Annotated in this window: 10 protein-coding genes and 1 other annotated feature (1 of these 11 only partly in view); of the genes, 1 reads left to right on the top strand and 9 read right to left on the bottom strand. The window is 39.1% G+C overall.

Translation table 11 applies throughout. The features are described from left to right. Positions 1–79 (bottom strand) — a sequence feature (ribosomal protein L20 leader region) (it extends 52 nt beyond the left edge of the window). A gap of 88 nt (positions 80–167) precedes the next feature. From pgdA to ACVAMZ_RS02930, 7 genes are all read right to left on the bottom strand, one after another. After that, a complete protein-coding gene (gene pgdA, locus ACVAMZ_RS02960) occupies positions 168–1,562 on the bottom strand; it encodes a peptidoglycan-N-acetylglucosamine deacetylase PgdA (protein ID WP_461684993.1) in 1,395 nt (464 codons plus the stop codon). Positions 1,563–1,677: 115 nt separating this feature from the next. Continuing rightward, positions 1,678–3,405 carry a septation ring formation regulator EzrA gene (gene ezrA, locus ACVAMZ_RS02955; RefSeq protein WP_461684992.1) on the bottom strand — a complete coding sequence of 576 codons (1,728 nt, stop codon included), beginning with the start codon at positions 3,403–3,405 and terminating at the stop codon, positions 1,678–1,680. 80 nt (positions 3,406–3,485) lie between these two features. Beyond that, positions 3,486–5,432: a DNA topoisomerase (ATP-hydrolyzing) subunit B gene (gene gyrB / locus ACVAMZ_RS02950; protein ID WP_414272132.1), complete on the bottom strand. Its 1,947-nt coding sequence runs from the start codon at positions 5,430–5,432 to the stop codon at positions 3,486–3,488. Between the two features lie 14 nt (positions 5,433–5,446). Continuing rightward, complete coding sequence (locus ACVAMZ_RS02945; protein ID WP_461684991.1) at positions 5,447–6,010, bottom strand: HAD family hydrolase; 564 nt, start codon at positions 6,008–6,010, stop codon at positions 5,447–5,449. 110 nt (positions 6,011–6,120) lie between these two features. Continuing rightward, a complete protein-coding gene (locus ACVAMZ_RS02940; protein WP_178894762.1) occupies positions 6,121–6,669 on the bottom strand; it encodes a DJ-1 family glyoxalase III in 549 nt (182 codons plus the stop codon). A 10-nt stretch (positions 6,670–6,679) separates the two neighbouring features. Continuing rightward, positions 6,680–7,903 carry an FtsW/RodA/SpoVE family cell cycle protein gene (locus tag ACVAMZ_RS02935; RefSeq protein WP_461684990.1) on the bottom strand — a complete coding sequence of 408 codons (1,224 nt, stop codon included), beginning with the start codon at positions 7,901–7,903 and terminating at the stop codon, positions 6,680–6,682. A 33-nt stretch (positions 7,904–7,936) separates the two neighbouring features. Next, positions 7,937–10,387, bottom strand: coding sequence for a bifunctional DnaQ family exonuclease/ATP-dependent helicase (locus ACVAMZ_RS02930; RefSeq protein WP_461684989.1), 2,451 nt, complete (start codon positions 10,385–10,387; stop codon positions 7,937–7,939). A 121-nt stretch (positions 10,388–10,508) separates the two neighbouring features. Here ACVAMZ_RS02930 and ACVAMZ_RS02925 point away from each other — a divergent pair, with 121 nt between their 5' ends. Beyond that, complete coding sequence (locus ACVAMZ_RS02925) at positions 10,509–10,694, top strand: hypothetical protein (protein WP_461684988.1); 186 nt, start codon at positions 10,509–10,511, stop codon at positions 10,692–10,694. A gap of 23 nt (positions 10,695–10,717) precedes the next feature. Here ACVAMZ_RS02925 and ACVAMZ_RS02920 read toward each other — a convergent pair whose 3' ends face one another. Next, positions 10,718–11,566 (bottom strand): NAD(P)H-hydrate dehydratase, encoded by an 849-nt coding sequence (locus ACVAMZ_RS02920; protein ID WP_461684987.1) that lies wholly within the window; start codon positions 11,564–11,566, stop codon positions 10,718–10,720. Between the two features lie 3 nt (positions 11,567–11,569). Then, the gene (locus ACVAMZ_RS02915) at positions 11,570–12,394 is read right to left on the bottom strand and encodes a phosphate ABC transporter ATPase (protein WP_461684986.1); all 825 of its coding nucleotides are present in this window, start codon (positions 12,392–12,394) and stop codon (positions 11,570–11,572) included. Positions 12,395–12,414 lie beyond the last annotated feature (20 nt).

The following is a 12,414-nucleotide window of genomic DNA, read 5'->3' as shown; positions in this document are numbered from 1 at the left end:
TTTCATTTCTGAAACTTGATCTGTAGGGGCCAGACAACGTTAGTCGCAAGGCGAGAAGTTCTCACTTCTGCTTTTCTCATCTTGTATATGATATCAAGTTTTTCCCTACTTGTCAAGATAAAAATAATCTTTTTTTGTTTTTTTCTAATATTTGATTTTAATCCCAACTATTGGTTACGAGAATAGTAAATACCATGTGGTTTTAAACCTGTATTGAGTAGTTCTGATACGGTCACAAAGCTATAGCCTTGTCCCTGCAAATACTCGATAACCCTTGGTAGTGAATTTACTGACGTCTGATGAATATCATGCATGAGGATGATAGAACCATCAGTTGTTTGACGTTGAATTTCTGTCAAAATCGCTGCTTCATTTTTACTCTTCCAGTCTAAACTATCTACATCCCACATAATAAAGCTCAAATCGAGACTATTACGGATATCATCTGAGATCGCACCATATGGTGGACGCATCAATTTTGAACTCTTTCCTAGAACACTCGTGATTGCTGATTCTGTATCCGTAATTTGTTTTTTAGCATCTTCTAATGAAAGTTGTGTTAAAACGGGATGGTTCCAACTATGGTTTCCAACTTCATGCCCCTCAGCCTGCATACGTTTGAGGATAGCTTCATTACCTGCAATGTTTTTTCCTTGTACAAAGAAAGTCGCTTTGATTTTGTACTTAGCTAAAATATCCAAGGCCTGTGGTGTTGTATTGCCATCGGGACCGTCATCAAAGGTTAAGGCTACAACTTTTTTATGTTTCTCTGCTTGAACTTTTTTATAAAGTTCAGCATCTTTTTCTGTTAGATAGGATGTCTGAATAAAATCAAAGAAATCTGAAATAGGCATCGCTATTTCTTCAACATTAGTCGTTGCTTTGAATGGATAAAGAACTAATTGACTATCTTTATAGGCAAACTTCCAGCTTGACAATTCTGCAGCAGAGAAATCAGCTGAAACTTGATCAACAACAGATTGCTCTACTTTTTTAGCTTGAAGAGTTGACTTAACTCCCTCAAGCAATTTTTCTTTTGCCGTGGATGAGTCTGTAAAAAGTTGATCCAGGGTAAAGACAGAACCATCTTCTTTAAGATACAGCTGATCTAAAGTAGTATTTTCTATTTCAACAACATTAGAATTGGCCAAGTCATAGGCTTGCTTTTTGATCAAACGATTTTCAACCCCAGTCAAAGAGGAATCCCCTTTTTCTGAGTAATAAAAGATCAACTGTTCTTTACCTTCTACTTTGTCAGTGATGTCTTTTACGATGACATCCTTGACAGAGGTGATAACGTTGTCTCCAACTAGTGGATAATAGGTGATAATTTCTGTTTTCTCTTTGCGGAAATGCTCTTTTTGACTTCCTTGGGAGTAGGCACCATCTTTTTCCTTCTTGAGGCTCTCAATTTTCTGTTCAAAGGCTTGTTTGTTCATCACTTTATAGGTAATCACACTACCGAGTGCTAACACTGTTAGAAATAAAAGCAAGACAAGAGTGCCAAGCTTTTTATTATTTTTCTTCTTTACATTATTCTGGGGTAATCTCTTTTTTGTCATAGTCTTATCATATCAAATACGAGCTATAATTTCAATGAAAACATGGCATAAAAATATTTGAAAAAGGTAAAGAAAAGTAAAAGAATCCTAGGAAAATCTAGGATTCTTTTATAAATTAGAAACGGATACTTTCTCTTGTTTTTTCATAAGAAGTAACGAAGCGATTGGTAACACCAGGCTCAGCAACTTCTAATGCTTGAGAGATTTTTTCGAAAGACGCTTGGTAATCAAATGTTGTTTCAAAGATATTCAAAGCTTCTTGGAAAGCTTGTTGAATACGATCATCAAATGATCTGTAACGGTTCGAATATTGAAGCAATTGTTCTGTCAAGGTTGCATTTTGAACAATACTGTATGTTTCTTCTTCCAACATATTCATATCATTTGTCGCAATCTCAAGGATGCGATTAACAGATTCGATATTCACTTTAGCTTGTTCCAACTCAGCCATCAAGTCTTCTGTACTGTGACTTGCATCAAAGAAGAGCTTCAAGAATTTTTGTGGAATTCCTGGAAGATTTCTCTTCTCCATGTAGCGTTTAATCGTATGTAGACGGTTAACATATACATTTGCTTTTTGACGAGCATTAATGTCATCTTTTTCAATCTGAACGAGACGCTCACTAACACCGATTTGGTCTTCTTCGATATCTTTTAATGTAGATTGAACATTTTCCAAACGTTCTTGTAATACAGAATATGCTTCTGAAACTTCTGTTTGGTTGTTTGTTAACTCTTCGATTGTAGCACTCAAAGCTGAGATATCTCCTTGAAGACGACGAACTCGATTGACATCACTTTCAGAAATCAGGTAGTTTTTTCCAAGACGTTCAATATCTTTAACCAAGACCTGGTTATTTTCTTTCAAGTGGTTAAGGTAAGTAGGAAGGGTAGCTACCAATTTCTCAAAAGCTTTATGTGCTGCAATTTCACGAGTGAAAATATCATAAAGTGCATTGATTTCTTCCTGGATTTGAGTGTTTTCATACTCTGCATTATCCAATTCCAATGTACGGATATTTTCATGATTATTCTTCAAGGCTTCATAGAGAAGTTGAAGACGAGATTCGATATCTGTTTCTACAAAATGATAGTTCTCATCGAGTAGCTTACGGTAACCTGCTTCTAAATCTTCAAGTTGTTCTGGCAATTCAGTCGTAAGCTTGGTTACAATAGCTGGAATTCTTTCAACGATATGTGTCAAGGCTAAAATATGATTTTCAGCGTTATCTAAAATCCCTGCTGCTTCAACCGGATCCCCTGAAGAATTCAAGGTTACAAATTGAGAAAACTCAGATTGAATGTTCTCCAATTGTTTTTCAATTTCCGGAAGAGCTTGACCATATTTTTCAGAATCTTCAGCTACCGTATTTTGTAGTTTTTCGAATAAATCTAGGGCATGCAGAACACGTCCGCTATTTTTTGATTCTTGTTTTTCCAAATCAGACAAGGCATTACGAATTGCTGTAATATCCTCTTCAACAAGTTCAATCTGACTTTCAATTTGATCAATCTGGTGCTTAGCTTTCAAGAAACGGAATGAGTTATTGTATCCTTCAGCTTCAAAGAGATTATTCTCAATATCTGCAAAAGAGTTCAGAGATAAATCTACCCATTTTTGGTTCCATTCTCTAAAAGCAACCTGACTTTGACCAATCAGATGCATGTTTTTAACAACCTCTACCTCATCATTAACAGGAAGGTTATATAATTCTTCTTTTCTTTCTTCTAACGCTGCAAGTCTACTCTCATTACGTTTACGTAGCAAAATAGCCACTGCAAAGGCAATAAGAAGCAGGACAGCAATTCCAATCAAAGTAATAATCAACTGATTATTTGACATATCAAACTCCTTTTATACATGACACAATTGTAATGATTATATCATATTTTTCAAACCTTGGGAACTATTTCCCAATATTTTTATACGTCAAGAGTACTGTAAACAGCGTTTTCTTCGATAAATTCTCGACGTGGTTCTACTCGATCACCCATGAGCATATCAAAAATCTTATCTGCTTCTGCAGCGTCGTCTACTGATACACGAGCCATGAGACGATGGTCAGGATTCATCGTAGTTTCCCAAAGTTGGTGGTCATCCATCTCTCCAAGACCTTTATAACGTTGGATGGTTGGTTTGGAACGACCTTCACTGTAGCGAGCCAAGGCTTCTTGTAGGCGGATTTCTTGGTCTGCGCCTGGTTGAATATATTCTTTAATCTCACTACCGACTTTGACACCGTAAATTGGTGGCTGAGCGATATAAACATAACCTGCCTCTAGAACGGGTTTCATATAACGATAAATCAGAGTTAACAAAAGAGTACGAATATGTGCTCCATCGACATCGGCATCTGTCATGATTACCAGTTTTTGATAGCGAGCTTTGCTAACATCAAACTCAGCCCCAAATCCTGTTCCCATAGCTGTGAAAAGACTGCGGATCTCCTCATTAGCTAAAATCTTATCCATGCTCGCTTTTTCAACATTAAGGATTTTACCACGAATTGGTAAGATGGCTTGGAACTCACGATTACGTCCTGATTTTGCAGAACCTCCTGCAGAGTCTCCTTCGACGATGAAAAGTTCAGTTTCAGCTGGATTGTTTGATGAACAGTCCGCTAATTTTCCTGGAAGATTTGAAATTTCTAAACCAGATTTCTTACGTGTAACTTCACGCGCACGCTTGGCAGCAACACGCGCTTTGGCAGCCAAAATCCCTTTTTCAACGATGCGCTTAGCAATCTGTGGATTTTCCAAAAGGAAGTCAGAAAATGCATCGCTGAAGAGGCGATTGGTAATCTTCACAACTTCACTATTTCCAAGTTTGGTCTTAGTTTGTCCTTCAAACTGAGGGTTTGGATGCTTCACAGAGATAACGGCTGTCAATCCTTCACGGACATCCTCACCTGTTAGGTTATCTTCGTTATCTTTTAGAAGTTTGTTTTTACGAGCATAGTCATTAATAACACGAGTTAAGGCTGTACGGAAACCTTGCTCATGTGTTCCACCTTCATGGGTATGAATATTGTTGGCGAAACTCATGACATTCTCGTGGTAACCCGTTGTGTACTGCATCGCAACTTCCACTGTAATATCATCCATTTCACCATCTGTGTAGATTGGTGTATCAAAGATAACATCCTTGTTTTCGTTGATGTACTCAACGTAGCTCGCAATCCCGCCTTCGTAGTGATAATGCTTGGTTTGTTCAAGTCCTTCACGTTTGTCAGTAATAGAAATTTGAAGCCCGCGGTTCAAAAAGGCTAACTCTTGAATCCGTTTATTCAATTTATCAAAATCAAATGTCGTTGTCTCAGTAAAAATTTCTGGGTCTGGAGTAAAGTGAACGATTGTTCCTGTTTTATCCGTATCCCCTATCACCTCAAGGTCTGCAACAACATGTCCACGACGGTATTCTTGGTAGTGAATCTTTCCATTTTTATGAACGCGAACATCCAACTGTGTTGAAAGAGCATTTACAACTGATGACCCTACACCATGGAGTCCACCAGATACCTTGTATCCGCCACCGCCGAATTTCCCTCCAGCGTGAAGAACAGTAAAGACTGTTTCAACGGCAGGACGTCCTGTTTTTTCTTGGATATCAACTGGAATTCCACGACCATCATCGATAACTGTAATTGAATCATCCGGTTCAATAAAGACCTCGATATGACTAGCAAATCCTGCCAAGGCCTCATCGATAGAATTATCTACAATTTCCCAGACTAGGTGGTGAAGACCTTCTTTGGCAGTTGAACCAATATACATCCCTGGACGCATACGAACAGCTTCCAGACCTTCCAAAACTTGAATTTGACTGGCATCATAATCTTGTGCCTGTTGGTTTTTAATATCTTCTGTCATTTTTCCCCTTTTTCTTACATGTCTATTGCTTGTTTTAAGGACACAACATCCTCAAAGAGATAGGCATCTAAGCCTGCAGCATGTCCTGCTTCTACATCAATGGTTCGGTCACCAATGACTAGACCTGACGTTATATGATACTTATCACGTAAATAAATCATCGATTCAGGATTAGGCTTGCGTTTAAAACCTGAACTAGCCGTCACTACTTCTGTAAAGTAAGGAGCTATCTCAGTTTTCGCTAGAATTTCCAATACTTGATCGTTTCGATGAGAAACCAAGAAGTTACGGCCACCTTGGTCCCAAATGTTTTCTAAAAGAGTAGGGATCCCATCAAACAAAACAGGATGCTCGAGCTCTCGGGCTTCATTTTCCTTATATTTTTCAAGAAAGTTTTCAATACCTGGAGCATACTTTTCGATAGCAAAGGCAGTCGAAACCTTCAAAGCTTCGTAAACACTATCGTGTTCCTGCTCAATCTCGAGCTCTGCTAATGTTTCTACAAAAGCTGCTGTAGAAGTTTCATAATTATCAAGCAGGGTTCCACCTAAATCCCAGATGTAATCGTGATATTTCATACCCTTCATTATACCATTTTTTTATAAAAAAAGCGATGTTTACCTTGGTTTTTGCCATTAAAAAAGAGAAGAATCTTCTCCATCAAGAAAGATTCTCCTCAGTTTGTTCATTATTTTTCAAATAGGTCTGTGTAGAGCATGCCATTTCTTAGAGACTCAGCATCTCCGCCCAGTGTTTCAACCAGGTAGTAAGCAAAGGCTAAAGCAGTTGCTGGCCCACGGCTCGTAATGATATTTCCATCTACGACTACTGTTTCTTTATGGTAGTGACCGTCAGCAATTTGTTCTTGAACTCCATCATAGCAGGTGAAGTTTCTACCTTCTAGTAGACCTGCCTGATTCAATGCAATTGGAGCCGCACAAATGGCTGCTACCTTCTTACCGATTTTCTCAAATTTTTGAAGTTCAGTGATCAATTGTTCATTGTCCCGCAAGTGGGCAGAACCAGGCATACCTCCTGGAAGAACAATCATGTCATACTCTGATAAATTACCATCAAACACTCGATCAGCTTGAACTTGAATGGCATGTGAACCTGTCACTGTATCTTCAAATCCTACCATATGGCAGGTGATATTTGCGCGACGCAAGACGTCTACGACAGTCAAGGCTTCAATTTCTTCAAAGCCATTTGCTAGGATAACTGCAACTTTAGGCATAGCGACCTCCTTATTTCACTTTCTTCAGTACAACTTTTTTACGTTTGAATCTTGTTCGGCCACTCTTTTCATCAGCTAAATGAGTTTGGTAGCTCATCGATAAAAGCAAACCTATACCAATAAGATTACTGATAATAGCTGATCCCCCTTGAGAAATAAAGGGCAAAGGAATCCCTGTCAGAGGCAGAAGACCAGTAACCGCACCTATATTTTCAAAGATATGGAACAAGAGCATCATGATAAATCCAGTTGAGATGTAGGTATAAAATTGATTATTGGATTTTAGGGTAATCTTTAACATGCGATAGATGAGCAGTAGATAGAGTGCAACCACTACAACTGAACCAATAAATCCAAAATCTTCCGCAATTACTGTGAAAATCATGTCACTCTCGCGGACCGGAATAAGGAGATTAGACACATTAAAGCCTTGGCCAAAAATTCCACCGCTACCAATCGCAATTTGACCCTGCGCCTGTTGATAGGTAGTCGTTTGGGCATAATCAAACGGATTGAGCCAAGCAAGGATACGGTTAATCTGATATGTCGGCATCCCAATTTGGTGCATAAAGGCACGCCCGTCTTTTGTGATAAAGATTGCTAGGAAGCCTGCAATCGCCGATACAACTGCTACAAAAATTGGAATAATAATCTTCCAAGAAACACCAGACAATAAGACAAGTCCTGCAAAGATTGCGACAAAAACCATAGCTGTCCCAAGGTCACTTTGCAAGGCTAGCAAAACCATAACAGGCATTGTGAAAACGATCATCCACAAAATCAATAGAAAATCTAAGCCAACGGTTCGTTCTTTATCTTTATGTTTCTTGGTAAAGGTTACGATAACGTATGCCAGCATCAAAATATAAGATATCTTCATGAATTCGGAGGGTTGAAAAAGTGTATAACCACCGATTGACACCCAGTTTTTCGCACCAGTTGCAGCTACTAAACTCGGGTTGTAGAAGACTAAAGGCAAGACCATCAAGGCTAGACCGAGTCCATATAAATAAGGCGTGGACTGCCAGAGAAATTTTGTGTTAAAAAACATGACTATGAAGCTAAAAACAATCCCTAGCGATATCCAAGCCAGTTGTTGTCCAAGTATGGACCAAACATTGTTTGGGTAGTCATGACTAACTGCTATATAAATAGCTACAACTCCAATCACCAACAAACAAAATACTGGTAATATTAAACTATAATCGACCCTAGAGTCGAGAGAACGTTTCATAAAAGGCCTCCTTCATTCTTTCAGGTATTCATTTCATTGTTTATTTAAAAATTCTTGAACTTTTGAGAATACTTGCTCTCGGCTAATATTCCTTACTCGACTGGTACGAGACAGAGCCTTGCTGATTTGTTTGCCATATCGTTTACTTGACATACGGCTATCTAAAATCAAAACTGCGGAGCGTTGACCAACTCGGCGCATGGTTCGTCCAATCGCTTGCTTAAGTCGAATAATGGCCATAGGTAGCTGATAATCGTAAAAAGGATTTTTTCCTTCCAAACGAAGTTCTTGATTCATCTTTTTAGTAAAGGGATCTTCTGGATTTTGGAAAGGCAAACGAGTCACCACTTCAATCACTCGAGGATGTCTTGAAAAATCGACACCTTCCCAAAAACTTCCCGCCCCAAGCAAGAGCTCACGCTCGCCTCTTTCAAAGCGTTTTTTCAATTGGGCTGGTTCTCCGTGCTTGTACTGGGCCAGATGGGAAACCCTCAAAGCATCTGAAACTTGCAACAATAAATCTTTTGCAGTAAATAAGACTAGAATGGGTTCTTCAAGCTGGAATAATTCTTCTAGAACTTCTACAATTGCTTGTGCATATTCCTCAGATGAAATTTCTGTCACCAACGGAAAATCCTTCACCAACAAGATTTCCTGATTTTCCTGAAACTGTTCGTCCATGCAGTAAAAGGCAGCTTGAGGAAAACCTAACAATTCTGGTAAAGAAACCCTACTACTAATTTCAAGGGTTGCAGAGATTCCTAATAGCTGACAGGATTCTGGGAAAATCTGAGAAAAGAGAAAACGATGATTGCGACTAGAAGTGATTTCAACCTTCTTACTAGACACATCTGAAGTCGATAACCAAAATTCTCCCTCAGATGTAAAAAATCTCTGATAGTCTTTAAATTCTGGTAAATTCAACTCAGAAAAATCTTGGTGGAGCTTGTCAACGCTACTAGCTGGACACATCCTCCGTTTACCAGATAGAAACTGATCGAGTAGGTAAGAAACTTCAAAACGAATACTTTCTAGCAAGCGTCTTTGAAGCATACCTTCTTCTTTAGATAGAGCTTGATCTAGTTGCTCCACCAAATCTGTTAACAAATAAGTTTTACGAGAAAGATTTTCCAATGTCAACAAGATTTTCTGGGCTTCATCTAAAATCAAGAGACGCCCTTCTAAGAGACTAGGATCATCTTCAAGTCGAGTAACGAGGTAAGCATGATTGGTCACTAGCAACTTACAAGAACGCGCTTTTTCCTGACCACGTCTCCAAAAATCCTCTAACCAAAAGAGAGAATCTTTGTGAAGATTTCCATCATGCACCAAGTTTGGTAAAAATTGCTGGTAGCGATAAAGTTGACCAATCTCGTCTAAGTCTCCAGTATCTGTCTCAGTCAGCCAAACTAGGAGTTGCATCTTGAAACGCGTATACAAACGATTGGATTCTTCTTCCTCTAGCACTGCATGAAAGGCATCTAACTTCAAGTAATTCTGTGGTCCTTTGAGACTATGAATAGAGATATGGAAAATCTCTTCGAGTTTTTTAGCCTCCTCATGCATTACCTGATTTTGAAGGATTTTAGTTGGAACACTAAGTAGGATCCCCCCTTCATTCTCAAGAGACAAGGCTGGCAGGAGATAGCCATAGGTTTTTCCAATCCCAGTTTGAGCCTGAATAAAAGAAATGTCTTCCCCTTGCAAGCACTCTTGAACCTTTTGTGCGAAGCGTTCTTGCAAGTTTCTCTCCTCCAACCCCAACAAGGCAATATTGGTTTGGAAATCTTTAGATAGTTTTCGTGGAGAAAGGGCTGATTTTTCTTTTCTCAAAAATAGACCTTGCACCTCGACCAAGTCATGTTCAACTAAGAGAGACTGTTTCTGATAAACTTCCTCGATGACCATGTATGATTCGTACAATAAGCTATCAGCCAGACTTAATAAGCGCTCCAACAAACCTTTTGGAAGTTGAAACATCTTTTGTCTCATACAAAGAAAGAGTTCTGCAGTTGCTTGGGCGTCAGAAAGGGCTGTATGAGCTTGCTCCAAGGAAATTCCCAACTCTTGGCAAAGAATACCAAGATTATACTTCTCAAGCTGAGGATAAAAGACTTGAGCCAACTCAACCGTATCGATACGAGGGGTGCGTAATTCATAACCTTCAAAAAATAGGAATTCTGCCAACAAATTGGCATCGAACTGAACATTGTGCGCAACAAAAATACCGTCTTTGACCAGTTCAAAAATCTTTCCAGCTACCTGGGAAAACTCTGGAGCCTTTGCTAAACGCTTATCAGTCAAACCCGTTAATTCTTTGATATGAGAATCCAAGTGTTCATGCGGATTGACATCAGTGGCATATTGCTCAACAATCTCACCATCTTCAATGACTACAATTCCCACTTGGATGATTTTTGCCTTGCTTCCGGTACTTGTTGCTTCTAAATCTACAACCACATACCGATCATTTCTAAAATTCATCACTAAAAATTATATCAAAATTTACACCATTTGACACCCATGAACTTTATTTGAAGAGTCAATTTTCTTGCAAGATTTAAACAAAAATGATTGAATAAAATGGTAGAAAAGGAGGGAACTCATGAACCCATTAGATTTCTTTAACCAAGTAAAGGAACTCGTTGAGAACAAAGATTTTTCTGCAGCAAAAACATTTGTTGAAGAAAACAAGGATCAACTAGGAGACTACCTTAGCCAAGCGCAAGCATTGGTTTCAGGCTCAGAAGGGCTTGACGGTCTTGTATATAAGGTCAAAGACCTCTTCTAATCATCAAAAGACACCTGAAAAAATCAGGTGTCTTTTTGTATTTTTTTCATGAATGCAGGAATATGTTGACTAATCATGGTTGGCAGAACTACAAAGTTGTCCTCAGCTAGTTCTTGGGCAATTGCTGAATGCAGATATGTCGCTACCGTCACTCTTTCATAGAGACTAACTTGTGGGAATTGACCAGCAAAGCCAGCAATCATCCCAGCTAGAGTATCTCCCATACCCCCAGTTGCCTGATAGGGACCTCCAACCTCTAACTGATAAAAATCAGCTTGACCAGCTTGCCAGATTCGAGTCGCAGGACCTTTTTGAACTAGAATCATCCCTGAAGGAAAACTCTTCAAAGTCTCTCCTGTTTCCTCAGCTCCTTGGAAAGTAAAATCTAAGCCTGACAAGACTTGCCATTCCCTTTGATGTGGAGTTAAAACAAGGTGGGCTTTAGGAAATTTCAACTCCATTCTAGCAAAAATAGATAGGGCACCACCATCCAGTATGAGAGTCTGGTTTTGACTTAAATGATGAAAGACCGTTTGGAGAAGTTCTTCTCCACGCTCATCATCCACTAATCCAGGTCCAACCAAGACAACATTCGCTTTCTCTAACTGTTGCTCAAGTAATTGTTTATCATCAAGGTCAAAAGCCATAGCCTCTGGAAGATGGCTATGCAGAGCTGGAATATTCTCCTTGTCCGTTGCTACGGTCACTAAGCCTGCACCACTTCTAACAGCCCCTAAGGCAGCCATAATAATCGCTCCACCATAAGGATACGTTCCACCAATCAAGAGAAGACGACCGTAGTCTCCCTTATGACTAGAACGAGGACGCTCGATGATCACTTTTTTTAGTAGAGCTTGATCAATGTCTTTCATACACTACTCCTTCAACTTATCCTTACCATGTAGTACTTGAGTAACCTTAGTATTCCAAGCCTGTAACCCTTCTCCCTCATAGTCTAGGTACAGCACTCTATCTTGTAATTGACTGGGAATCAAACCTTCAAAACAAGCCTTATCTTTTGAAGGAATAACACACAAATAAAGAAAGGTATTCAAATCTAAACTATCTTTTACCTTCGCAACATGATAGCCATCAAATATATAACCTGGTGCTTGAATCAATTCTTCATAAAGAAAATGAAAACTAACTCCAGGAATGAACTTTTCTTGCAATTCCTCCTCAGACGGTGCACGTCCTAACAAACGCTCCATAGCGAGTCGGTAACCCGAAGTCGTATTAGACCATCCGAACATGATATAGTCAAAATAGTCTGCTGGATCAGAAGCTGCATTACGACTATCTGTAACTAGCTCAGCCCCACTTTTACCAAATACTTTTACCGCCGACATGATTTTTCCAGTCTGAAAAATATCCTGAGCCGCCTCAACTGTACAAGTATGACTACAATAATTGGAAGTAACCAACTTCCTCTGGATATCATAGGTAGAAGCTACAAGGCGATGACTTGGTCTGTAGGGAGGAAAATAGCTATGGTCTTGCAAATAATCATGAATTTGTATATTTAATTCATGATTCTCACATTCCACAATGGTCTGACGATGATGGTCCTGTTCGTAAGCAATAAACTTTGCTAGCTTCTCCAATTCCCATTCTTTAATCTTAGGATAGTTTTCAAGAGCAAATTGATATATCCCATCCCACTGGAGACTAAAATCTGCATTACAAACTTTTACAATCATGGTCCTTCTCCTCACATTCT

This window comes from Streptococcus sp. KHUD_017, assembly GCF_054861245.1.
The sequence above is the reverse complement of the archived record's forward strand: the minus strand, read 5'-3'. Positions and strand labels throughout refer to the sequence as shown.

Excerpts from the sequence above, each read along its gene's own strand:
- pgdA (WP_461684993.1), bottom strand. The coding sequence starts at position 1,562 with ATGACAAAAAAGAGATTACCCCAGAATAATGTAAAGAAGAAAAATAAT.
- ezrA (WP_461684992.1), bottom strand. The coding sequence starts at position 3,405 with ATGTCAAATAATCAGTTGATTATTACTTTGATTGGAATTGCTGTCCTG.
- gyrB (WP_414272132.1), bottom strand. The coding sequence starts at position 5,432 with ATGACAGAAGATATTAAAAACCAACAGGCACAAGATTATGATGCCAGT.
- ACVAMZ_RS02945 (WP_461684991.1), bottom strand. The coding sequence starts at position 6,010 with ATGAAATATCACGATTACATCTGGGATTTAGGTGGAACCCTGCTTGAT.
- ACVAMZ_RS02940 (WP_178894762.1), bottom strand. The coding sequence starts at position 6,669 with ATGCCTAAAGTTGCAGTTATCCTAGCAAATGGCTTTGAAGAAATTGAA.
- ACVAMZ_RS02935 (WP_461684990.1), bottom strand. The coding sequence starts at position 7,903 with ATGAAACGTTCTCTCGACTCTAGGGTCGATTATAGTTTAATATTACCA.
- ACVAMZ_RS02930 (WP_461684989.1), bottom strand. The coding sequence starts at position 10,387 with ATGAATTTTAGAAATGATCGGTATGTGGTTGTAGATTTAGAAGCAACA.
- ACVAMZ_RS02925 (WP_461684988.1), top strand. The coding sequence starts at position 10,509 with ATGAACCCATTAGATTTCTTTAACCAAGTAAAGGAACTCGTTGAGAAC.
- ACVAMZ_RS02920 (WP_461684987.1), bottom strand. The coding sequence starts at position 11,566 with ATGAAAGACATTGATCAAGCTCTACTAAAAAAAGTGATCATCGAGCGT.
- ACVAMZ_RS02915 (WP_461684986.1), bottom strand. The coding sequence starts at position 12,394 with ATGATTGTAAAAGTTTGTAATGCAGATTTTAGTCTCCAGTGGGATGGG.